The sequence below is a fragment of the Shewanella sp. ULN5 genome (assembly GCF_030731885.1).
GTDB classification, from domain to species: Bacteria; Pseudomonadota; Gammaproteobacteria; order Enterobacterales; family Shewanellaceae; genus Shewanella; species Shewanella holmiensis.
On sequence record NZ_JAPJEE010000009.1, the window covers coordinates 96,448 to 121,573 of the forward strand.

At 40.6% G+C, this 25,126-nt stretch carries 15 protein-coding genes and 1 pseudogene; 7 read left to right on the top strand and 9 right to left on the bottom strand.

Annotation, left to right across the window (positions count from 1 at the left end; all coding sequences use genetic code 11):
* Positions 1–53: 53 nt before the first annotated feature.
* Complete coding sequence (locus tag ORI98_RS10660) at positions 54–3,833, bottom strand: S8 family serine peptidase (protein ID WP_306135197.1); 3,780 nt, start codon at positions 3,831–3,833, stop codon at positions 54–56.
* 173 nt (positions 3,834–4,006) lie between these two features.
* Entirely contained in the window at positions 4,007–6,106 is a 2,100-nt protein-coding gene (locus ORI98_RS10665; RefSeq protein WP_306135198.1) for a winged helix-turn-helix domain-containing protein, read from the bottom strand.
* An 864-nt stretch (positions 6,107–6,970) separates the two neighbouring features.
* Between ORI98_RS10665 and ORI98_RS10670 the strand changes: the two genes are divergently transcribed.
* A complete protein-coding gene (locus tag ORI98_RS10670) occupies positions 6,971–9,781 on the top strand; it encodes a hypothetical protein (protein ID WP_306135199.1) in 2,811 nt (936 codons plus the stop codon).
* Between the two features lie 181 nt (positions 9,782–9,962).
* Here the strand turns inward: ORI98_RS10670 and ORI98_RS10675 are convergent, their stop codons facing one another.
* Positions 9,963–10,289 carry a hypothetical protein gene (locus tag ORI98_RS10675; RefSeq protein ID WP_261299039.1) on the bottom strand — a complete coding sequence of 109 codons (327 nt, stop codon included), beginning with the start codon at positions 10,287–10,289 and terminating at the stop codon, positions 9,963–9,965.
* A 5-nt stretch (positions 10,290–10,294) separates the two neighbouring features.
* Positions 10,295–11,506, bottom strand: coding sequence for a dicarboxylate/amino acid:cation symporter (locus ORI98_RS10680; RefSeq protein WP_261299038.1), 1,212 nt, complete (start codon positions 11,504–11,506; stop codon positions 10,295–10,297).
* A 271-nt stretch (positions 11,507–11,777) separates the two neighbouring features.
* Here ORI98_RS10680 and ORI98_RS10685 point away from each other — a divergent pair, with 271 nt between their 5' ends.
* Positions 11,778–12,710: a dihydroorotate oxidase gene (locus tag ORI98_RS10685; protein ID WP_306135200.1), complete on the top strand. Its 933-nt coding sequence runs from the start codon at positions 11,778–11,780 to the stop codon at positions 12,708–12,710.
* Positions 12,711–12,949: 239 nt separating this feature from the next.
* Here the strand turns inward: ORI98_RS10685 and ORI98_RS10690 are convergent, their stop codons facing one another.
* Positions 12,950–13,900: a LysR family transcriptional regulator gene (locus ORI98_RS10690; protein WP_306135201.1), complete on the bottom strand. Its 951-nt coding sequence runs from the start codon at positions 13,898–13,900 to the stop codon at positions 12,950–12,952.
* 86 nt (positions 13,901–13,986) lie between these two features.
* Positions 13,987–14,196 (bottom strand): annotated as a pseudogene (locus tag ORI98_RS10695) (DUF885 family protein); the annotation flags it as partial.
* A gap of 531 nt (positions 14,197–14,727) precedes the next feature.
* Here ORI98_RS10695 and ORI98_RS10700 point away from each other — a divergent pair.
* The 4 genes from ORI98_RS10700 to ORI98_RS10715 all read left to right on the top strand — a co-directional run bounded on the left by ORI98_RS10700 (position 14,728) and on the right by ORI98_RS10715 (position 20,015).
* Positions 14,728–15,759, top strand: coding sequence for a hypothetical protein (locus ORI98_RS10700; protein WP_306135202.1), 1,032 nt, complete (start codon positions 14,728–14,730; stop codon positions 15,757–15,759).
* A 107-nt stretch (positions 15,760–15,866) separates the two neighbouring features.
* Positions 15,867–16,592 (top strand): hypothetical protein, encoded by a 726-nt coding sequence (locus ORI98_RS10705; RefSeq protein WP_306135203.1) that lies wholly within the window; start codon positions 15,867–15,869, stop codon positions 16,590–16,592.
* 527 nt (positions 16,593–17,119) lie between these two features.
* Positions 17,120–17,713 (top strand): hypothetical protein, encoded by a 594-nt coding sequence (locus tag ORI98_RS10710; protein WP_306135204.1) that lies wholly within the window; start codon positions 17,120–17,122, stop codon positions 17,711–17,713.
* Between the two features lie 232 nt (positions 17,714–17,945).
* A complete protein-coding gene (locus ORI98_RS10715) occupies positions 17,946–20,015 on the top strand; it encodes a M13 family metallopeptidase (RefSeq protein WP_261298680.1) in 2,070 nt (689 codons plus the stop codon).
* 347 nt (positions 20,016–20,362) lie between these two features.
* Here ORI98_RS10715 and ORI98_RS10720 read toward each other — a convergent pair whose 3' ends face one another.
* On the bottom strand, positions 20,363–21,346 hold the full coding sequence (locus ORI98_RS10720) for an MDR family oxidoreductase (RefSeq protein WP_306135205.1): 984 nt from the start codon (positions 21,344–21,346) through the stop codon (positions 20,363–20,365).
* A 90-nt stretch (positions 21,347–21,436) separates the two neighbouring features.
* Entirely contained in the window at positions 21,437–22,078 is a 642-nt protein-coding gene (locus ORI98_RS10725) for a TetR/AcrR family transcriptional regulator (protein WP_306135206.1), read from the bottom strand.
* A 546-nt stretch (positions 22,079–22,624) separates the two neighbouring features.
* Here ORI98_RS10725 and ORI98_RS10730 point away from each other — a divergent pair.
* A complete protein-coding gene (locus tag ORI98_RS10730) occupies positions 22,625–23,830 on the top strand; it encodes an ammonium transporter (protein WP_261298683.1) in 1,206 nt (401 codons plus the stop codon).
* Between the two features lie 106 nt (positions 23,831–23,936).
* Here the strand turns inward: ORI98_RS10730 and ORI98_RS10735 are convergent, their stop codons facing one another.
* Positions 23,937–24,596: a nitroreductase family protein gene (locus ORI98_RS10735; protein WP_306135207.1), complete on the bottom strand. Its 660-nt coding sequence runs from the start codon at positions 24,594–24,596 to the stop codon at positions 23,937–23,939.
* Positions 24,597–25,126: the final 530 nt, after the last annotated feature.

A 25,126-nucleotide genomic window follows, 5' to 3' on the forward strand; every position in this document is an offset into this window, starting at 1 on the left:
AAGGGAAAGCCCAATCAGGCTTTCCCTTAGAAGGGATTAACGAATTAATCCGATTAGAAACGACGACGGAATGCAACTAACCCAGCAAACAGCAGTGAGAACATACCTAAGCTACCGCCACTGTCACTTTCTGGTTCAAATGAAGACTCAACCATTAGGCTATGGCTAACCTCATGCTCACCATCCGAAGCTGTCACAGTCAATTGATGACTTCCCTCTGTGTCTAGTTGACCTGATACTTCAGTACCCGTAATCGATAACGCAGAGAAACCAGAACCCGTCACTGTGTAGCTAAGAGAATTGTTTTCAGCATCCGTGAATAAACCACCGATATTGATAGTAAAGCCTGCAGTTTCACCTTGCTTGAAGGTTAATTGCGGAGTCGGTAGTGATGCTGCTACTTCTTCATTAACCACAGGGGCAATGTCATTGACATCTTTAACCATCACTTTAATGGTTTCTGTTTCACCAACACTATTACCTAGCTGAGCTGTCAACTTAATCGAAAACTCATGATTATTCTCATAATCAATCGCAGCAGGATTAACCACATACAACTCATGAGTCTGTTGATTAATAGCAAACGGTGTTCCCACAAGGGTATTGGTAATATGCAGTAAGAACGCTTCCCATTCAGTTGAGCCGTAGCTAAAGAAGCCTTGAGTATCAAGCTCTACTTTACCGACAATGGTGCCCACTTCCGCATTTTCTTCAACATGGAAAACTTGGCCAGCTTGAGCTTTGGCAACCACATTACCATCTTCATCAAGTAGCGAGTTATTACCCACTTGCATGAAGTCATCATTGACGCTCATCACCATGAACTCGATTGGTGCAGGGGTTTCACCTAGGCCACCTTGATTAACGGCGCCAACCGAAGCAATGTAAACTTCTTCACCAGGTTGTGCGGTATAGGTTTGTGAAAATGCCAGATCACCTACGGCTTGATCTTCTGACTTCGCAGCAAAACCCACGTGGATCGTACGGTCATTTACTGCAACATTGCATATGTAATCACCAATCCATTCATCAAAATCGCAAGACTCTTCAACTGAATAAGCACCACCTCGGATTGGGTTAAACTGCGCAATCGGTTCAAATTTTTCTTTACCCGTGTGGCGATCTGTTTGGATGTGGAAACCAAAGTTTTGGTCAAAATCTTCCACACTATCAAGCTCGTGATGGTACATTTCATCTAAACAAACTTGCGAAATCACGTTTTTGCCATTGTTAGCAAAATAAGTCGGCAGTTTTGACTCTTTCAAACGACCGTTGCTACCGTCATATGGAACATTGAAATCAATCACATAAGTAACTGGCTGGCCCTTAGCATTCAAGGCCACACGCGGCTGGTTTACTTGCTGCGCCTCATCCCAAATATAACCGTCTGAAAAACTCTCATTCCAACCATTATCTAAAACCACTGATTCATAAAACAAATCATAAGCAAATAGTTGCGGCCCTCTACCTTCATCATAATTAGCAAGTGCGACATCAGCACGGTCAAACAAACTCACCGCTATGTTCAACTTTTTACCACTATCACACATAGGCTCATCAAAAATAGCGCCACCGACGGCTCTAATTTTGTGGCCTTTTACATTTTCAAGATCAGGACGAACCGAACGATTTTGCAATATTAGCGGGTAAGCCTGAAAGGTCGTTGCTGTCTTTGAATCATTCACAAATGAAGCTACATACGCTTGATATCCACCATTACCAAACTGGTCATCAGCATAAAGCTCACGGCCCCAAGCTAGGTGATTGTAATCAGTTTGAAAGGTATCAGGGTTCCAACCTACATAAGTTGGAAATTCAATGGCGTTTGGGCGCTTAGTAATCGTGGTGTTATTACGCGCTTTGATCATCCAACCTAAATTAAGTTCAGGGTTACCTTCAGAGACAAGGCTGATATAGCCATTTAGCTCAGTTGCTTTAAGTTTTCCATCAACATGGTCTGTGGTCATCACTAATGGCCACTGAGGCAACTTACTACCGTCAACCATCATGGTGACAGGGATTACCACGCTTGAATTAGCAGGAATGCTGACAGACTCAGGTAGGCTGAGCGCTAACGCTGCATGAGCCGTTTTATCACCCACCATTTTGAACGATAAACTGTAAGTTTGCGCCGTATCTGAAACGTTACGTAAAGTAATATTTTTTTGCACAGTTACGCTATCAGCCACTTCGTGCATACCAAACTGAACATAAGGCTGATTACTTGTTGATTCCCAAGCAACAACAGGTGAACTAATGGCTGCATCGATGTTTTCAACACCATGACCGATAGAATAAATTTCAGCAGGTGTAATACCATCACTTTCTAGAATGCTATTAATATCAGCAGTGTTAGCCAATAATGCTTTGATTTCTGCAGGACCAAAACTAGGGAACCGACTCTTAATCACTGCAGCTGCGGCTGCGATTCTAGCAACACCAGCCATAGAATCTGAACGCATACCAAATTTAGCCGCGGTTTCATCAGCATTAGAGATTTTTGCCACAGGCTGATTGTCAGTGAAGGTGACAATTTCAGGTTTTAAGGTTTGTGAACCACGCACAGGCCCCATAGCAGCCCACTCAGGCACGACTAACGTTTCACCATCGTCGGCAAAATTAACCGCCCCAACCGTAATTGCTGAAGTAGCACTACCTTCAGCTGAAATCCAGCTACGGTGCTTAGCTTCAGCCTCGCCATAAAGCGAATACTCGGCAAGATCACCCGCATGAGTGATAACGGTAATTCCTTGAGCAGAAACGCGCTCGATAAGTAATTGCAGAAGATTAACTGAGGCATTGCCATCAATATCAAAGAATGCGCCAGCACCTGATGCCTCTAATAAGGCTATATCGAGACGGTCACTGATATCGCCATCTTGGTTTGGATCAAGGGCGTGTTCAAAGGCACTGATAATTTTAGAAAGTGAAGGGCCTGATGCAATAATATATGTTGGATCCCAGCTAGCACCTGATACGTTTGATACTTTATAAGCGTGCAGCTTTGCCCCTGGGGCTAATTGATGCACAATACTGGCAAGCTCGGTGCCCATGCCTGTTGGGTATGCCCAACCAGTCCAATCGTTTACATAGCTAAGATTTTGATCAATTGGGTTTGCATCATTACCCCCATTTTCACTTGAGAAATCCCAACCACCAGCAACAACATCGGTAGGAAAGCCGCTATATTCAATCGCGCCGTTTTCAAGTGCGTCTAGATAACTTCCAGCAGGAGGCGGGGTTTCAGGATCGTTATCTTCACCATAAACACCTGAACCGCCAAATAATGGCAAGGTGTAATCAATACCGGTAGAAATGATAGCCACGCTAACACCCGTACCTGCAGACTCATTGCCAGTATAAGGAGTCAGTAAGGCGACTTCTTCATCGGCCATTACCGAAAAGTTTTGTTCAACCGCTTTAACGTTCTGAGTAAGTTTAACGCTTGAAGTACTATTAGCATTAAATACTTGCTGCACAGCTTCTAATGCGTTGACTTGACCGATAGCGCTAGTTTGTAGCTCTACGTTGATCATGCTAGCAACCAAGCTAGAACGAGCAACCAGTTTAGCCTGCGGGTCAATCGCTTTGATTTTATTGAAGACTTGATCTTGGAATTTAGCAACTTCGGCTAAACGTTGCTTATAGTTTAGCTTGTTGCCTTGAAGCTCAATGGCGGCTGCAGAGTTTAAATACAATGCATAAGTTGTGCGTTCTTGTTGCTGAGCGCCACTAAATGCTGATACTGAATCCGTTTGAATATCTGCCTGTAGGGCACCAGACAAAATGGCAGTGGAGACGCATAATGCGAGTGTGCATTTTTTAAATTTCATTTCCATTCCTTCATGTTATTTTTCTAATTAACCTCTGTTACAAGGCCTTAACCAATTAATAACGTGATGGAGAGAAAGTCACAATCAACTGCAAATCACTTTATACTCAAATTTATATCTTCGGATCTCTTTCGTATATCTAAAAAACATCTAAAACAAATTAAAACATATGCTTACTCTTTACTTGGCAATTCATAGCTAGTGATATCCGCTTCATTTGCCACCTTCAAAGTTAACAATAAAGACGCTTCATCAGCACTCGAAATCCCAAAAAATTTACGAATACTATTCGCTGGAAATGTCATGACAGTGTGAACTTGATTGTCTGAATTAATGCGTTGTACTTTATCCTCAAGCTTACTGCGTTCAACAAAATAGACATAGCCATTCTCAAAATAAAATGAACCAAAATCATACTTAGCTAAACGGTCGGTAATTTGGATGCTTTGATTTGTTCTCGCATCAAAACGCCAAATACCATTCACATTAAAACGTGACATATAAAGAATATCCGGGGTTTCACCTTCAACAGCATAATTTCCCTGACCAAATTTTATTGGCTCAATATGATGATTTAACGAGTATCGATAAATCGCGCTTTGATCATCTTGACTGCCTTTAAAATACAGTGCCTGACCATCTTGCGACCAACTAATATTTTCAGCAGCTAGATCACCAATATCGACACTTTCAAACAACTCAGAATCAGTATTACCGATATAGAGTGTTTGCTTGTCATCCGAATTTATCGTAACAGCAAATGACTGACTCGTTGGCGATGTTGCAACCACCCCCGCATTACCCATGTTTTTGGTTAAATTTTTACTGTTTACCTGATTATTTTTCCAGATAGACCATAATGGAGAACGGTTAGATAAAAACAATACATCATCGGAGGTTTTCAAATATCGGGCATACATATCACGCGACGATGAAGAAATAGTACGTAGGACTTTTTGATCTTGGTAAGCAATCTGAGCGATGTATTCTTTTGAAATATGTTCAGTAACATACAAGGTATTTGCGCTATCGGAAAAACTAATACTACTGGGTAATCCCTCGTGGGTAATGGTTGATACAAGGTTTGCGGCTAAATCAATTTCAGATATTGCTAGCCCTCCAGCATCAACATGATTTACATAAAAAACTTTCTTTTTAATACTGTAGTCAAAATCAACAATGGTCACTTTACTCGCCAATATATTAATGAGTTGTTTTTCATTATTTTGTACCATTAAACTCATTTGCATTGATGAGCTTTTTTCTCGTATAAAAGCCACACCATCATTTATATCAAGTAAATGGGGGGCAAAATCAATTTCATTTTTGCCCGGTTGCGTTAATGGCGTCGATTGTTGAGTAATAAACGAGTATGAAAAAAGCGCCACTCTATCGTTCAGTTGTTTTGCGAACACCAGCGTATTTTCGTCAGAATTTGACCAGCTGAGTACCCGCTTATACGGCAGATAAAAACATCCTTCAGCAATTAAACTATCGGTATTTTGCAGTAAATCTCTGACACGCACTTCACAAGCACCCGATGTAGATAAGCGCACGTAGGCCAGTTTTTCATCTGATGGAGACCAGGTAGGTGATGCCTCCTCATATTCTCCAAATGAAATCAGTTTTAAAGGTGAGTCAGTATTATGCAGGTCTTTAATATAAATCTTGCCAAGTAAATCGCCACTTCGCCACTGCATTGCCAAATAGTGACCACGATTAGAAACGGCAATATGTTCTTCTACCCCTTCAAAGTTAGTCACTTTGTTTTTTATGGGGGTAACTGAAACGGGTGAATTAGCCGCCTGATGTTGCAAAGATAGGTTAAATTGATAACCCGAATAACCTAAAAGCAGTAAAAAAATGAATCCAAAAGTAGTAGCTATCCATTTAGGTCTGACACGAATAGGTTTAGCTTCTTCGAAGTTAATTGCTTGATTGCTGGCGACTGCAATGGGCTCTATAGGTAAAATAAGTTGGTAGCCTAATTTAGGCAAAGTCAGCAGTAGATCATCTTCTATATTAAGGTCTTTAAAAGACTTACGAATAAGCCACACCGAGTTAGTAAAACCTTTCTCACCAACACCTTGATTTCCATCCCAAATAACATCTATTGCCGTTTGACGTGAAACGATATGATCGGGACTTTCAATAAATAATTTCAGCAATTCATATACTTTTGCCGACAATTTTACCGACTGACTACCACAACTTAAGGTCATAATACTGCAATCTAATGTACATGGCCCTATTTGATACTGAATGACGTCCATCCACCTTCACCTGAAAATTTCATTATTGTTTTAGAAGCATCTTAAATAAAAATACTTGAAAGCATAAGCGAACAAATTCCACATAAATTACAATTACCGTAAGCTGCTGAAAAATTACACTTTAGATGTCGTAACACTTTGTATCAGTAAATAGTATTCTGTATTTGCGCATATTTATTCAGTTGTGTTTGTATCGTGGTAGCAGCCTATCATTTAGAGTAACACCGAATATTGACGTTTACACTTCTTTAACATTAAACAGGGTTTTAATTGCGCCGAATGACGAATAACCTGGTTACTTTTCGTTAACGGCTCACACTTAAAAAGTCATTGGCTATGTTAAAAGCGGTGAATCTTGTTAATTTAACCAAGCTCATCGACATGACGGTTATTTGATTAGGGCTGTTCATTTTGTAATCCACAACCGCCCTAATGATTCAATAGATGTAAATTTATACAGACATTTTTGTGGTTTTTACAACCACAAAAATGATAATGACTTGTTAAAAAATTTGAACAAATTGTCACAATTGGTTATCTTGTGCCCTGCGAAGGAAGTGCGTAATCAGTTTTTTACGCTGGTTAATAAAAATAATCAGAAAAAGTGGTCATGGAAGATGTAAAGCAGAGTAACAATTTGTAAATAATACCCTTCTGAATTTTTGAGTTTTTCCTCTTACGTCATAAAGCTTCAAAGGCATCAGGACATAATTTCTGAATATTTATTTCTGCAGAACAAGGTATTAGCAATTACTAATTTAACTAGCAAGGCCTTAGCGTTAGTAACACTGACATAGGTGTTAATAGCGATAAAAAACAATAAATAAAATTTATCGGCCACAGATTTTTCAAGGGTGAATAACAATGAACGAAGCTAGTCAACCTAGCCAACAAAATACGATTATCGAAGAAATTAAACATCGCGTATTAGAAGTTGACGCCCTTCGAAATGGCACTAAGCACCCTGAAGAAATTGAATTACCGCTTGATTATATTGCGGCATTAGATGAAATCACGACTATTGAACGTGAAGAAATTGAAGATATCGCTCGCGATGTGATTGCCAAACATAAAAATATTAGCCGTATTATTCCGCAAAAAAGGCAGAAAAATAAACAGCGCGACATGAACCAATGGCTAATTAATATCTCGCTGTTATTGATTGTCAGTGTGGCAGTTAAAGTGTTATTTCTCGATGACGGCAGCCCTAAAGACCCTAATGAAAAATCCTTCGCCACGAGAATAGCCTCGACCGATTTCAATGCATTACAACAGGATGCAAGCGATGTATTTAGTGATGTCGCCCACGCTGTCGAGACGTTAACCCCTAGCCTAGATGCAATTCCAGACTTACCTTTCACTTTAGATGATATGCAAGACTCAGCAGCATCGACCTTTTCCTCAATAGTGCAATCGACCCAAGATTTATTCCTAGATGATGAAAGAGCATCAAGCGAGTCGGCAGAGGTTAGCGCAAACCAACTAATTGCTGTAGAAGTATCCTCTTTAGAAGGGCCTGCTATACAAGAGTCTGTTTCTACAATAACCACTTTAACAGACGTTATCACGGCGACCGACGCCTTAGCACTTAGCAATAGCCCCGCAGATTCAGATGAGATTGGGCCAACTGCTGATGCTCAACAGGTTGTTGCACTTGAGAATACTCAACCAGCTGAAATTGACGTTGCCACATTAGAAGCTGCAAACAAAGCAATTGAAAATTCAATGACCAAAGGCACAACCATTGCCGAAGAGTTGGAAAAAGTCGACTTAATCGATACTCAAGAATATGCCAAGGTTATAGCCAATCTCGGATCAACAAACAGTATCGAATTAACAGAAAATGTTGAATTAGCAGAAAGCTTGATGATTACTACCAAACATGCTGATACCTTTGTTCAAAGCAAATTGGAGGTAAAACCAGATGAAATACAACCCCTTGTATCTGACAATGTTTCGAATCAAATAGCTCAAACAACTCAAGTTCATTCTGACGATTCGAAAACGATTCAACCTGAAACTTTAGAGTCGGTTTCTATTCAGACTAACGGAACTGAGCCAATTAAAATCACTTCCGCTGAACCTGTTATTGAGTCAACCACCCTGGTCGCTGCCCAAATTCAATCAGCTAAAAATCTGGACAATGACTCCAGTACCCCCATCGAGAAACAAGCATCTGAAATCGCTTCGACAGCATCAGATTCAGATATATCTGAAGTCTCTGAAGAATATTTAACATCGAGAATGATACCTGAAACCGGCTTATTAACAGCGCTAAAACACGCTTTTGGGCAATTAGCGAATATAAAAGATTTGCCATCATCACATACTGTATTGGCTAACGACTCTGTCATCGAAAAGACTTCAGCAGACGAAACTGAAATAACTGAAGTAGCTGAGATTATCGAGACCTCTATCGCCGCTAGTAACATGTCTTCAGAAGACGTCATGAATCACAACGCGATAAATAGTGACGTGATAACTAGTGACGTGATAACTAGTGACGTGATAAATAGTGACGTGATAAACATTGACCCAGAAGCAGTGACGCCTGTGGACATTGTTACAGCTAAAGTGGTTGACGTTCAGGTTCAGGTGGATGAAGAGATTGTTAAAAAGGCTGAAATAGCTAACGTGGCTGAGAATATAGAAGTGGCTAACATTAGCTTGCTAGAGGTTACCGACACTGCCACGCTTTCAGAGTCGCCATCGGCGGCACAAACCGTGGCATTGGTAGAGCCTCAAGTAGTAGAAGAAGCAAGCATTGCTACAGTGGGTAACTCTCGGCCAATTTCAACTGCGCCGATGGAACAATGGATAACAGAAACACCAGCCTTATCAGAGGTAAATACTCAAGAATTACCATCGAATGGCAAAGTAACCACAAAGGCTGACATATATTCTCCAGAAACAACGATTGCAGCTAGGCCCATTTCGACTGAACCCGAAGTATTCGCAGATTCATCAGCCACAAGTGCTGCCGAAAAAACACCTATGGTTGCCGCAGAAAAAACAACTATAACAATAACTGAAACCGCGAGAAGCAAACAACCTCAAAGTGGCACACAAGTATTGCGTGTGACACTCGGTTCAGATGATGCTATAGATGAAGTGACCGAAAAGATTATCGCCGCCCAACAAGCGCCACAAAGCAGTAGCACAGCAGATGACAACATTAATTCAGCGTTCGTTGTAGCAGCATCAAAACCCGCCGCATCAACCCAAACGGCTCAAACGGCTCAAACTGCGACTAAAATTAATGCTCCTACGCCAGCAAAAGGCGCTAGCTATAATGGTTTAAATCTTAAGTTACAGCTCAATTCTATTGTCGATTTATCACAATTGGCAAAAATGTCGGTTGCAGATTTTTATTCTTACCAAGCAAGGTTACCTAAACCGGCTGACAAAATTGATTTACCGATTAATGATCTTAAAGCGCATCCCTTAATTAGTGATATTTTCTTGTCAGAACAAAGTGATGTGGTTGTAAAACTGGCAAAATATTATGGAGAAGGCTCGCAACTGACTTTTACGCCTAGCATAGCCAGTGATGGTAAATTTATTAACTGGGAGTGTAATGCCAATATCGACCCAACATTACTCACAGGTCCTGGAGAGTCGCCTTGCCAATTAAGCAAAAGTGCAGCTTTACCTGCAGTAAATACCAAGCTGTAAATACCAAGCTGTAAATACCAAGCTGTAAATACCAAGCTAAAAATAACAAGCTAAAAATAGCAAAGGCATAAGCTTGCGCTTATGCCTTTATTTTTGAATAAATTTAGCTGAGTATTTAAGACTAAATAACACGCACCTAAATTGACGATTCCCCCTCCCGCAGACCTTAGCGCGTGATCAACTAATGATTTTCCATGCTTTCACATTGATAACCTTGACGCATTGAGTCAAAACGGCAGCGCAAGCCACATTGCCATGGTGCCTGATCAAATTTATCCGATAAGCTAGTCGCAAATAATTTGCAGGATGAATAATCCTCAAATCCATCTTCCATCTCATACTTTGCCGATTCATAGCCATTCTTATAAATGAATGCGGTCCAGGTTTCTGGCGACGTTTGTTGATGGCTTTGGTTTATGTTGTACACAGCAATTGATGCACTCAAAAGTAAAACAACGACAAAAATAATAGCCGGCAAGTTGTTGGTTTTATGGATATCTGTATTCATAAAGCTCATTCTGCTTGGTTTAAATAATGTTTACCGTTAAGTCGCTCAATAATTTGTGTCGCCGTTAAATCATGTACCACATTAATGACGGTAGAAGCGGCATCGGTAATAGCCCCGAGCACAACTAAAATAGGGATGACTTCCAAAGGCAAACCGAGTGTTGTCACAATAAAAATCTCGCCCAAAAATGCCCCACCGGGTACACCGCCAATAATGAACGCCGATAACACCGAAATAAGCACAGTAATCATAAATATATCGGCACTGAAATCTAAACCGAGTAAAGAATAAATGAAGACAATTTTTAATGCGGTGATCATCGCCGCACCGCCTTTATTCAAATTAACCAACAAGGGCAAGCTAATTTCACTGATTTGTTCATTAAGACCCATTTTATTGGCGCTGCGAATGGTGATAGGTAACGTGGCTAATGATGAACTGGTACCCAAAGCAGTCACTGCGGGTTCTAACATATTTTGCCAAAAGCGTTTTACACCATCAACACCACCACCCAGCCAGGCATAAAAGGTTGATCCAATCGTTAAATATAATGCCGTTGCCAACAAGAATAAACCCACTGCGCGTGCAAATGTGCCCATTAACTCTGCATCCTGGCTCGCCATTGTCGAGGCAAAATAAGCACCTAAACCAATGGGGGCGGCATACATTAGAATAGCTATAATCTTCATAATGACCGTGTTCAAGCTATCGAGTAAATCAGCAACTTTACGCCCATCATCACCAGATTGTCCTATAGCAATCCCGCTGATCACCGACATAATAATTAACGCCAGAATGTTTGATTTTGATAGCAAACCCACAAAGTCATTAGTGGTCAGTAAACTGACAAAATCCATCGTACCACCAGCGTTATCAAGGGTTTCAGCCAATTCCAACGTGACACCTTGAGCGGGATCAAATGCCGATGCCAGCAAGATAATGCCGACGGCGGGAATAATCGCCATTATGATTGATACCGCCATAATCGAAATCAAAATCGCACCTAACTTTTTTAAATCTGTCATTCTGGCAATAGAAGACATCACACTAACAGCCACTAATGGCACAATGATCATAAAGAGTAAATTAAGGAAAATCTGCCCTATGGGTTTTAGTCCGAGAGCAAATTCAGGCTGCCATAACCCTAATGCGCCACCGAACATCAAAGCCGACAGTAATATAATTGATGATTGATAAGCGCGAAGCGTGTTCCACATGACGTGTCCAGAATAAAAGTGAATATCAAGACTAACTTAAGTGAAATTTACCCATAGTACAATTGTATTAGTGAACAAGATGAAATTGAGGTAATTGGATGATTAAACTCAACCAATAGTGGAGCGAAAGATGCTCTTTAGCAAAAAAGAGCACCAGTTAACAGTTTCAGATATCGTCCTAAAAAATTGATCAATTCATTGCTCTGAATCAATACCTAGGACGCAATGCAAAAATACTATTCACCCCACCCTACAAATCAATAAAAACCATATGCCTATCGACCTATCTACCCAAATTGCAGGGGTCAAACTGCAAAGCTACCTAATGAACGCCTCAGGACCACAATGCACGACATTTGATGAACTTAAACGTATTGCTGATTCAAGCTCAACGGCCATTGTGACTAAATCATGTACCCTGATGCCACGTGAGGGTAACCCTGAACCTAGGTATCAAAACTTGCCATTAGGCGCCATTCAATCAATGGGATTACCTAACTTAGGATATCAAGCATACCTTGATATGGTTCCTGCACTAAAAGCATTGAATAAGCCGGTGGTTGTCAGCATTGCTGGATTTAGCATTAGTGACAATATTGAAATGATTAGCGCCTTTCAAAATAGTGCCGTTGATTTAATAGAAGTCAATTTCTCTTGCCCGAACATTCCAGGCAAAGCCCAGATTGCTTATGATTTTGAACAAACAGATCAAGCGTTAGCCGCCATTACAGCGCTGGGAAACAAACCCATCGGCATCAAACTTGCGCCCTATTTTGATATGGCGCATTTTATTGCTGTCGCTAAAATCATTAAAAAGTACCCAGTGAAGTTTATTACCTGCATTAACTCTATCGGTAATACCTTAGTGATTGACCCTTATACCGAGCAACCTATCATCAAACCCAAAGGGGGTTTTGGCGGCTTATGTGGTGATTATGTCAAACCGATTGGACTGGCCAATGTCAGGGCCTTTAAGGAATTATTGGGAAATGAAGTCAGTATTATTGGTGTCGGCGGGATTAAAAGTGGCACAGATGCATTTGAATACTTACTGGCTGGGGCCGATGCCGTGCAGATTGCCACCTGCTTAAAGAAAGAAGGGCTTGGATGCTTCGCCAGAATTGAACATGAGCTTAAAGCGTTTATGGCCACAAAAGGCTACACGCAATTAAGTGATGCGAAAGGTAAGCTAAAACCACTGTAGTTAAGGTTTGCTGGCCTGACAGGTATTAGCCAACAGATACCGATATAATTAACGCATATCGGTATTTCAAGTGGTTGGGCGTTTTGCCTCAAAGACTGAGCAACATGGGTCTTAATGTTAAGCCAAAGTCGTGCCCTGTTTGTTATTTTTGTTTTTATCATTCGTGCTGTTTGGGTTAGCTATTCAACCGCAATACAGTAATAGATAACGCTGCTTTTCATTACTAAAAAGGCCTGAGGTTATTTATAGCTATTTTTATAATCAGGAACATAATCAACCCAAAATGGAGGTGTGCCTATGTAGTTTTGCACCGCATTAATAAACTCACTCACAAGTTTAGTCGGCTTTCGATGTGGGTAAATGGCATAAATACCAGTATCGACGGTAGATAAGCCATAGCCGGTGAGTAAAAGCGCTAACTTAGCCTCACTAAGTGGTTTATCTAAATTGAACAAATCGATCATGGCATAGCCTAATCCATCTGTAACTGCCTTGATTAATGTGCGCATATCGCTGACGCAAAAATTGCTCTGCATTTTATAGGTCTTATACCCATCAAAGTCAGGTGGCGAGCTGATCGACATTTGATCTAAACGAACATTGCCATTGCTATACACCACCGCTGGTAATCGTACTAACTCTTCTGGGGTGGTCGGTTTACCATGTTGGGCAATAAAGTCTTCTGAGGCAACAATCGCAAAATGGGTTTTGGCTATTTTTCTGGCAATCAAATTAGACTCAGTTAACTTTCCCAATCTGAATGCCACATCAAAGTGCTCAGAAATAATATCAACCCGCTTATCGTCTAATAGCAAGGCTATATTAACATTCGGATATTGCTTCATAAACTGGCTGATGACGGGCTGTAAGTATTGCTGGCCAAAGTTAATCGATGAGGTAATACGGATATTCCCTCTAGGTTCAGTTTGATGGGCGTCGGCAATATTTTGAATTTGAGTTAAGGTTTCCATCAACACTTTGGTTTGCTCAAAAATATCTTTACCGGCTGAGGTTAAGGCAAAGGTACGAGTTGAACGATTAAGCAATTGCACACCTAAATCGGCTTCTAACTTCTTTATTTGCTTTGACAGTAACGAGTTATCCATATCATGCAAGGCTGCAGCTTTGCTAAAAGATCCTTGTTGAACCACATCTAAAAATAACCCAAGCCCTTTGGTTAATGTCGACATACATCCCAGCCATAAAAAAGAAAACCAGTTGTCATTCAACCGGTTTTATCGGTTTATTTCAAGTTAAGTCTGTGAGTTATTTGAAGCTAAGTAGACGCCTTTTGTTTAGCGGCAATATAACTGTCGATAACACGTTCCAGTAAATCTAACGGCATAGCGCCATTTTTCAATACCGCATCATGGAACTCACGCAAGTCAAACTTATCACCTAAACTGTCTTTGGCTTTTTGGCGTAGGGACAAAATTTTCATCATACCCACTTTGTAAGATGTCGCTTGCCCAGGCATAACAATGAACTCTTATTGGTTAAATCTAGGCGAATAGCGATTTGAAAACTCAGGCCGGTAACAAGCACCCCTGTTTGTCATTCGGTTTATCTGTGATGTTTCTGGCCGCAGTTTTATGCCGCCAGTTGTGTCGATGTACATTAAAGTCTGAAACTGGACAATAAAGATTGAAACTAAGACAACAAAGTTCGAAATTTTATGAGGAGTTTAAGCTGGTAAAACTCACAACGGCAAAACTTCTCTAGCATATTTTTGCCCCAAAACGTGTCAGTAAGGTATATCAGGCGCAAGGCAATAATCGATCAATGAAAAAGATTAAACATCATCAATCCCACCTTAAAAGGTTTAATCAGAACAGACGATTAGCCGAAAGGTTGTACAAAATACCACTACCGTTAAAAAGCAAATTCCTATAGCATAAATCATACCGATTAATTTGGATGTGGCATCGGCCAAGTCCAACAAGCGATTTATGCCTTGCAAACCGCGTAAAGCATAAATACTAAAACGTTAACCAGCGATCAGCGCTAGCGAATTACCATGGGCATGTCATCCTCACTTGAACGTCTTAAATTGCGCTATCCTAAATTATTTGGACAAAAGGCATCAGTGATGGATAGAAAACTATTAATATTTGGGAATGGTCTCGGCATGGCTTTAGATCATACTCATTTTTCCTTAGATCGTGCCCTAGCTGAAATTTGGAATCGTCCAAACTTTTTAACAGACGTTCAGCGCCAGCTGGTCGAGCGATGCTTGGGCCGTCAAGGCGCCCCAGTAGGTGAACATGAACTAGATACTCTTCACCAAGCGATTACATACTGTAAAGCTCTTTCACATATTGGAGATGGAGATGTTCATTGGTTAACTCAAGATGGGCTAAGTTTTCCAGAAATTACTGCAACTTACCTTCATAAAGTTGCCACCGAATTGCATAACTACGAGAATGAATTGCCGGAAGGATTTGAAGATAGCCTTGTTGACTTTATCAAGACTACGCGATCCCATGTAGCAACTTTAAACTACGACAAGCTTCTATATAACTCGTTCATCGATAATGATGTATTTAATGGTTATAGGGGGTATTTGGTTGACGGGATGTTAGATCAAGGTTTTTCTTCAGATGCTCTCGAACGAAAATATGGTAATAAATTTGGTTACTATCTGCATTTGCATGGGTCTCCATTATTTGTCAATTCCAATGAAGATGTAGTAAAGCTCTCTCGTCATCAATTGACCGTTGAAAGGGATGTACCAAGCGAACATATTGTTTTAACCCATATTAAAAGAAAACCCTCAGTTATAGCAGCATCAAACGTTCTCACAACATACTGGGATTATTTGCAGTTCACGCTATTTGAGTCAAAGGAAATCATTTTGTTTGGTTACTCAGGGCTTGATACACACCTAAATGTTCTGTTACGCCCCTATCTGACATCAAAGTCATTGAGAATAGTCGAGTGGAGTGGGGCTGGCGAACAAGGCGCGCGTGAAAGATTCTGGCAAAATACACTTGGGCAGGCGGTGTCAGTGACAAGATTGGACAGAATTACAGAGTTTACAGATTGGTAAAAATGGTTAACAAGGCCAGACACTGCGACGTCTTTTTCGTTGCGACTGCCCTTCATTACAAAGCTGCGCGTGCTAGCGGCGTTAAGAGCCTTTGGATGGATTGCCGTATGGGTAAGCAACAAGTTTTCTATAAGTATAAGTCTCTTGATAATTTTGAATTTTTACTCGACTTGATTCTCAGGGAAAGATTATATGCGGCTCTTCATCACGAGTTAAATGATCCAATGGAGGGAGTTGTTAAAATTGATGGAACAATCCCAAAGGATAAAGAACAAGAGTGGGATGATCTGATTAAAACTTTCCGTATAGTCTGTTTTAGTCGGGATAAAGATCATCCTCTGATGTGGTCTCACTATGCCGGTGGAGCTAGAGGGTGCGTCATTGAGTTTCAAGTAATGGATGACCAGCAAGTACATAAAGTCTCATACCTCAAAAAGCCAATCTTAACTGAGCGCCATATTACTAGAGTAAAGGCTGAAGAAATCCTCGTATATAAAGAGAAGCCTTGGAAGTATGAGTCAGAGAGCCGCTGTCTACTTGGGGGAAATAACACATTTCTGCCTATTCACATCAAGTCGGTGACATTTGGAAGTAGAGCTGAAAAATCTAAGGTAGATATGTTACTGCACATATTATCGCTATGTAAGCCTGACTTGAAAATCCGCATCATGGGTGATCAAGGACTAATCGATGGCATAAAAGTCGAACTTGGTAACCGGCGAATTTACATGGGAAACCGGGTTAGGACTCAAGATTATTGTCCGCAATGTACCGAGGTTAAAATGACCCAAGAAAACTATGTTTTAAGGCATCGAGGGTGGAAAGGCTCTTAATTTAGTGGGGAAGGGTAAACTTTTATAAAAAGTAAATTGAAACACTGGCTTTTCTAAATCATTTCTGTCCAAAAGTGAGTTTCAAACTTTGTTGTCACTCTTTCTCTGGATAGCCACGTTGATTGAGTCTAAGTTTCAATCTTTATTGTCACATTTGGCCTATGGTAGCCAATGGAAACGAGCTTCGGAAGTAGAAAAGTTACAAACTTTAATGTCCTCCGACAAGTTGTATAATAATAGCAAGTAGACATGCCTTCTTTATCTGGCATTCAACATTGGAATATATAATCAATGTATTAATAAAAAACATTACATAACAGTAAGATAACAACCAAGAAACAACTGGCTTACAAGCCAGTGTTCAGCGCACACATTTTAGATTATCATCAACTTTACATTTCCACCCGCTAACCATTTCACGTAGAATTTAGTTTGCTCTAACGTACACAGCAAAGAGACTGAGTAAGATTAAAACGCTTAACCAAAAAACCTTAGCCTGACACTTAAATATTGACCGGTAATTGTGAATGAAGAAACAGCCTGTATATCAACAATCCTATGCTGATGCGGAAGCGGAAACGCTATCCTTAGCAGAGTTGCTTGATTCTGTTGAAAAATCAGAATCACCTGCCGATGAGGTGTTAAATAAAACCCAAGAAGCAATCGAAAAAGCCAACGATCGCCTCGATTTTATTGTCTACCTAACCATTAAAGGGATTGATATTACATCCCAAGAAATGATTGCGAAAATTGCTTACAAGTTTGACTGTGATCCACATCAGATCATCGAAGACATGCACACGCTAACTAACAAAAGTACCTGGAAACAACATAAAGTCCGCTTAAAAGATAAGATTAATCAGCAGCTTTTGCGTAAGTCAGCCTTAACCGCAGCAAGAAAGAATGATATTTCAAATAAGATGCTACAGTCTTTTTCGTTTGATGCGGAAACGTTACTTAATCTGTCCACGCAATTTGAATGTCGTCCTGTTCACATAGTCGATGATATTCGTCATTTCAAAAAATTCTCGACTCAAAAACAGTTGTTGATTGAGCAACGTAGTAAAGCCCCCATAATCCGTGCATTTACCCGTTTTGCGCGCTTCAACATTCAATATTAGCGCTTTGTTTTAATAACATAATCGGCCTTATTACAACACCACATAATCAACATTCTCATTGCCTATTTATACTCATACTTCCTTTTACCATCTTATTAAGCTCAGATTAATCTATACCCTTTAGGCTGTAATTTAAAATTTGCTAACAATTCATTGTTTGACTTTTAAACTCATTCTTAGAAGATGAGGGTGAATTTTTAGCCCTAAAAAGCCAGTAAGGAAACAGATAACAATGAAAAAATCCTTAATTGCCATCGCATTAGCAAGCACCTTTCTTAGTGCATGTGGCACCTCAGAAATCGCCAAAACCGACAGCCCAGTAGTCAAGACTACTGCTGTTAACAAAGCTGAATTAGGTGAGTTTGGTATTGATTTAACCGCCAGAAATGAAGCCGTTAAGCCAGGTGATGATTTCTTTATGTATGCCAGCGGCACCTGGTATGACAACTTTGAAATGCCCGCGGATAAAACGCGTTATGGTGCATTTACCGCGTTAGCCGAGCGCAGTGAGGTTCAAGTCAAAGCCATCATAGATGACATTACTAGCCGTCAAAATTTAAATGCCGAAGAGCAATTAATTGCTGATTTTTACCATGCTTACATGGACACCGACACCATCAATAAACTTGGTGTAACGGCAATAAAACCTACCTTAGATCAAATTAACGCGATAAAAAATACTGATGATTTAACCAAGGTATTTGGCCAATCTTGGTTAACCAATGCCCAATCACCCATTTATGGTGGCATGTGGTTCAATCGCCTTGATCCAAACCAATATGAATTATCTGTGGGTGCTGGCGGATTAGGCTTACCTGATCGCTCTTACTATTTAGAAGACGATGAACGCTTTATAAATATCCGTAGCGCTTACGTTGACCACATTGCCAAAATGCTTACATTTGCAGGCATCGCTGAGGGTAAGGCCCGCGCTGAAGCCATTTTAGCGCTTGAGACAAAAATTGCTGAAGGTCATTGGCCACGAGAAAAGCGCCGAGATCGCGACTTAACGTTAAATCAGATCAAGCGTGAAGATTTAGCGAAAGCTTATCCTCATTTTAATTGGGATCTTTACTTTGAACAAACCGGTTACAAGGTCCCGCAACTTAACATGTCGCAGCCTGAGCCGATTAAGGCAATGATTGCATTAGTGAATGAGCAACCATTAAATGTATGGCAAGACTATTTAACTTTCCATACATTGACCAATAACGCCGATTTGTTGTCAGAAGACATTTACAACACCAACTTTGACTTTTATGGTAAAACCTTAAACGGTCAAGAAGAGCCACGCCCTCGTTGGAAACGTGCCGTGGATGAAATGTCAGCGACAGAATCATTAGGTTTTGCGATTGGTAAGGTCTATGTTGCCCGTTATTTCCCTGAATCATCAAAAGCACAAATGGCTGATTTAGTTGAAAACTTACGTACTGCATTAGGCCAACGTATTGATGGGTTAACTTGGATGAGCGATGACACCAAAGTCAATGCCCATGCCAAATTGGCCGCTTTCACCCCTAAAATTGGTTATCCAGATGTGTGGCAAGAATTTGATGGCTTAACCCTATCAAGTAAAGATTTAATAGGCAATATTCACAAATTACGCCAATACTTCCATGCCGACAGCGTCGCTCAAGAGCTGCAAAAAACGGATCGTAACCGTTGGGGCATGACACCACAATACGTAAACGCTTACTACAATAGCTCGTTCAATGAAATTGTGTTCCCTGCTGCCATATTACAGCCGCCATTTTTTGATCCCAATGCCGATCCAGCCGTCAACTATGGTGGTATTGGAGCGGTAATTGGCCATGAGATGGGCCATGGATTTGATGATCAAGGTTCAAAGTCTGACGCTAACGGTATTCAACGTAACTGGTGGACCGATACCGATCGCGCCGCATTTGAAGCCAAAGCCGATCAATTAGCGGCGCAATACAGCTTATATGAACCCATCAAGGGTAATTTTGTTAATGGTCGCAACAGCCTTGGCGAAAACATTGGTGACGTAGGTGGTATTGCAATGGCTTACCATGCCTACCAGTTAAGTTTAAACGGCAAGGAAGCACCAATCATTAATGGTCTAACGGGTGACCAGCGCTTCTTCTTAGCGTGGGCACAAGTATGGAAAGAAAAACGTACTGAACAAAGTATGTTAAGTCAGCTTAAAGCCGGTACCCATGCACCTGGTCATTATCGTGCACTCGCGCCTCGTAACCATGATGCTTGGTACAAAGCATTTGACGTAAAACCAGGCGATAAGTTGTATTTACCAGAAGATCAACGCGTACGTATTTGGTAATCCAGTCACTTTACTGAGGATGATTCTCGCGCCACATTGTTTTGCTAATCAATGCGGCGCACTAATCAGATAAGTCCATGCGACAGTGACTTACAGCTTTAAAAACTCAAATGCCAGTCAGCTAACTGACTGGCATTTTTGTATCTAGCTAATCTGAACTCTCAGTAAGAGATTTACTAATTCATTCATACTATTAATAAAATAGTATACACCTTGATCAAGCAATCTTTAATGATAACAAGGCGAACCTCACGCGCCATTAGCAAGCCTATTGCAAGTCAATACAACATAATGAGTGTTGAAAATAGCCGCTAAAGATAGATTGATTAACCAGAGTCCTGGTTTTCTCAGTAGCCAACATTAACAACGATACGTCCGCGAATATTACCGGCCATTAAATCATTAGCCCCTTGGATCACACCATCAAGTGTCATCTCAGTAGCAATATCATCAAACATTTCAGGCTCTATAATGTCAGCAAGACGCTGCCATGCAGTTTCACGATCAGCAATCGGACGCATCACACTATCAACACCCGCTAATGTAATACCGCGTAAAATAAATGGCATGACGGTGGCGGGAAGATCCATTCCTTGTGCCAAACCACAAGCGGCAACCGTGCCACCGTATTGAATACTGGCACAAATGTTAGCTAAAGTATGACTGCCAACAGAATCAACAGCCCCTGCCCAACGCTCTTTGGCCAAAGGGCGACCAGGCTCAGACAATGAATGACGGTCAATCACTTCTTTAGCCCCCAACTTATGCAGGTAAGCTGTCTCTTCTGCACGTCCAGTTGAAGCAACAACGCTATATCCTAGCTTAGCTAAAATCGCTACGGCAAAACTACCGACACCACCATTAGCACCCGTCACTAAGATATCGCCTTTCTCTGGTGTCACACCATTTTTTTCTAGTGCCATAACACATAACATGGCAGTGTAACCCGCCGTACCAATCGCCATAGCCTGACGCGGTGAAAATGCTTTTGGTAAAGGGATCAACCAATCACTTTTTAAACGAGCCTTTTGTGCTAATCCGCCACAATGGACTTCGCCTACCCCGAAACCATTTAATAATATCGTATCGCCTATCGCAAACTTACCCGTATCTGATTGTGAAACAACCCCAACCATATCGATACCTGGCACCATAGGGAATTGTCTAACAACAGGGCCTTTGCCAGTAATAGCTAAACCATCTTTATAATTTAATGTGCTGTAAAGAACATCGACAGTCACATCCCCCTCTGGCAATAAAGATTCATCAATATCTTTTAAAGCTGCACGATAACCTTGTTCATCTTTTTCAATTAAAAGGCCACGAAACATAAAACCTCCAATTTAGACCGTTCGTCTATTTAAATGTAAAAAATTTTGTTTACTATCACTCAATCAACTAGTTAACAATTACAACTGAATTTATTTATCTTGAGTGAGTAAGCCTGACATAAAAAAATCATAATAATCTTGTAAAGGATTGACGCTTTGTATCAACTTTGCACGGCTAACCGCACCTTCCCAACCTACCCAAAATAGTTCAGCCAATCGCGTACAGTCGGCATTAGGGTGAATATCCCCTTGGGTTTGAGCCGCTTGTAAACAAATGGCTAACCTTGTCTGCCAACTCAAAAAGATATCTATCAGTTGTTGGCGATAACTGTCGGGTAATAAATCCACCTCTTGGCCTAAATTACCTATCAGACAGCCACGTTTAAATTGATATTGGGTCATACCAACTTTGGCTTTATTCACGAACAAACTTAGTCGGTGAATCTCTAAAATCGACTCATCCGCCAAGCACTTATCAAGTTGATGCATAAAGTAGGCAGCATAGTTTGCGATAACTTCCTGGCCAAAGGCTTCTTTACTGGCAAAATAATGATAAAAAGAGCCCTTAGGTACGCCGACCTTTTTTAAAATGAGATCAATCCCCGAACCTGCAAACCCAGTTTCGGTTAACTGTTCAAGCCCGCTGCGAATTAAAGCCGCTTTGGTGTCTTGATTATCTCGACTCGCTTTAGGCGGTCTACCACGACGTGGTTTAGTTGTTATCTCATGCATGGGTCAATATTAGACCGATCGTCTATTTAAAAACAAGTTCGCAATTCAAAAGTGTAAGAAAAAGCACGAATATATTCGTTTCGCCTAAAACGATTGTTCAATGATAAATATGTTGCAAGCCATAAAAGCGATCAACATTGACATAATATCAATCAGAGTAAGCCTGTTATGCCATCTTAAAAAACCTTAAGGAAAATAGAAATGCTGAAATTGATACTGTCATTAAGCCGATTATTAAAGCTGGTTTGATATTAAGCCTATTACTATTCACTCTGAGAAAAAGAATGATCACTAGGCACCATTACAGTGCACCAACTTACAACATTCGCGCACTAAAATAGTACAACTCCCACTATCGTATCCTATTAAAACCATTCAATTAGCAAGAGTTACGCACCAATATGGTTCATGGGTTTGAAATATTTAATCAATATTTTCATTGTGTTGCACCAATAACTGACATTTTTTTATTTAACACCAATAAACAGGAATGATTTTTGCTTTTTTAAGCCTAAGGCTATTTTTCAAACCATATCAGGACTCTTAATGGATAATAATATTAGTGATGCCATTGGCGTGATCGCTCAAAGTGCAGATACCGTGTTTATCTTATTGGGTGCCATTTTGGTACTCGCCATGCATGCAGGATTTGCATTTTTAGAAGTCGGTACTGTTCGTCACAAAAACCAAGTGAACGCTTTAGTTAAAATTATTACTGATTTTGCATTTTCAGCTGTGGCTTACTTCGTTATTGGATACCAAGTTGCTTATGGCACACACTTTTTTGTCAGTGCAGAAGCATTAGGCGCAAATCACGGATATGAGTTAGTGAAATTTTTCTTCCTGCTAACCTTTGCTGCAGCGATCCCCGCTATTGTATCGGGGGGTATTGCCGAACGTGGTAGCTTCAGACCATTTCTATTTGCTTCTGCCCTCATCGTGGCATTTGTTTATCCGTTTTTTGAAGGGATTATTTGGAATGGTAACTTTGGTTTTCAAGCCTGGCTAGAGCACACTTTTGGTGCACAATTCCATGACTTTGCTGGGTCTGTTGTAGTACATGCTATGGGCGGCTGGCTTGCGCTGGTAGCCATTTTATTGTTGGGGTCAAGGCGTGGGCGTAAACCCGGAATCGCTTTTGCTCCTTCAAATATTCCCTTTCTTGCATTGGGCTCATGGGTACTGATTGTCGGCTGGTTTGGGTTTAACGTCATGTCAGCACAAACATTAGATGGTATCAGCGGCCTTGTTGCGGTTAACAGTTTAATGGCAATGGTTGGCGGCACTATTATTGCTTTGATTGTGGGTAAAAATGATCCTGGCTTTATCCATAACGGCCCTTTAGCCGGGTTAGTCGCTGTGTGTGCTGGCTCTGATTTGATGCACCCTGTAGGTGCGTTTATTGTGGGTGGTGTAGCAGGTGGATTATTTGTAGTGATTTACACCAAATTACAGCGCAGTGCTAAAGTTGATGATGTACTAGGGGTGTGGCCATTACATGGTTTATGTGGTGTTTGGGGCGGCATTGCGGCGGGTATATTTGGCCAACAGGCAATGGGTGGCCTCGGCGGCGTTAGCATAATGGCACAACTAATAGGCACCCTAGCTGGCATTATAATAGCCGTAATAGGCGGGGTATTGGTTTATGGTATTGTAAATAAAATGAGTAGCTTACGATTAAGCCAGGAAGATGAGTTCCACGGTGCTGATTTAGCGATTCACAAGATTGGTTCAACTAACTCAGATAAATAACTAACATAAGTCATAAGGCTAAATCATTCACGATTAAATCAGACTGCAGATAAACATAAAAACACGGACTAAATAAGCATTTTTAGTCCGTGCTAGATTGTGCTAATTACAATACAGTAAAAATATCTTCTATCGGTAAGCGTGATTTAGGCAGACCATGATTATAATCCTCGCCCTCTTTGTGATATCCAATGGCTAATGCCACCTCAACCACATAACCGTTTAATTCCTGTTTAAACTCTTCAGCAATAAGCTCAGAGTCGACGCCTTCCATCGGCGTTGAATCTATCCCTAAACGCCCTAATGCATGCAGAGTATTGCCTAAGGCAATATAGGTTTGAGCCTTAGTCCATTCACCATTAAAGCCAGCGTCATTAGTATTAGCTTCAGCAAAGGCAAACGCACCATTAAGCATATTGTCATACATCTCTGCCGGCAAATGGCCAGAGGACACTTCAACATCAACCACTTTTCTATAATCGTCTTTGGTATAAGCTGGATTATGTGCAAATAGAATAATATGTGAAGCTTCAGTTGCGTGCGGCTGATTGAATTGATACTTGTTTGCAAAGGTATTATGCAAACGCTGCTTTGCCGCATCACTTTCAATAATAATGAACTTCCAAGGCTGCGAGTTAATTGAAGACGCGGATAAACGCATTGCTTGTTGTAGCACTGCAATATTTTCAGCAGAGATACGTTTATTTGAATCGTATTTTTTCACGGTATAACGACGTTCTAAATCTTGAATAATTGGGTGATACATGGATGATTTCCTCATAGTGCTATGTCAATGAGGAGAATAATAAAGGATTTAACACTGGTTTATTAGTACCGTTAAATCCAATATTAATGGACAATTTATACCTTAATTAAATGTCCTACGTCGCTTGATAACTTAGTACGAAATCGCATCTAAAGTGGGAATGTGGCTTTACCCATCTCATCGTAAACGGTCAATTAACCCAACATACCAATAAAAATCAGTCTTTGGCATACAAAACGGCGTTGTTGCCTAAAAGCAAAATATAAAATCAACATTGAAAAACCTAACGAGAGAATGCAGGTTTAAGCCAAATGGTTGCAGATAACGTCCAATCCTATTAGTGTTCTATGTGGTTTATGTCATGTTTTTGGGATAATTATATGTTTAGGCAACAGCGCCATACAAAACCCCTGAAAAAAAATTAAAATATAATAGCAATTACGTATTCTATCGTAGCGGTTAATAATAGAATAGTCATCGGTTAAGAGATCCCGTTAAACTCTATTTTTTACAGGCTTAAAACAGTATGA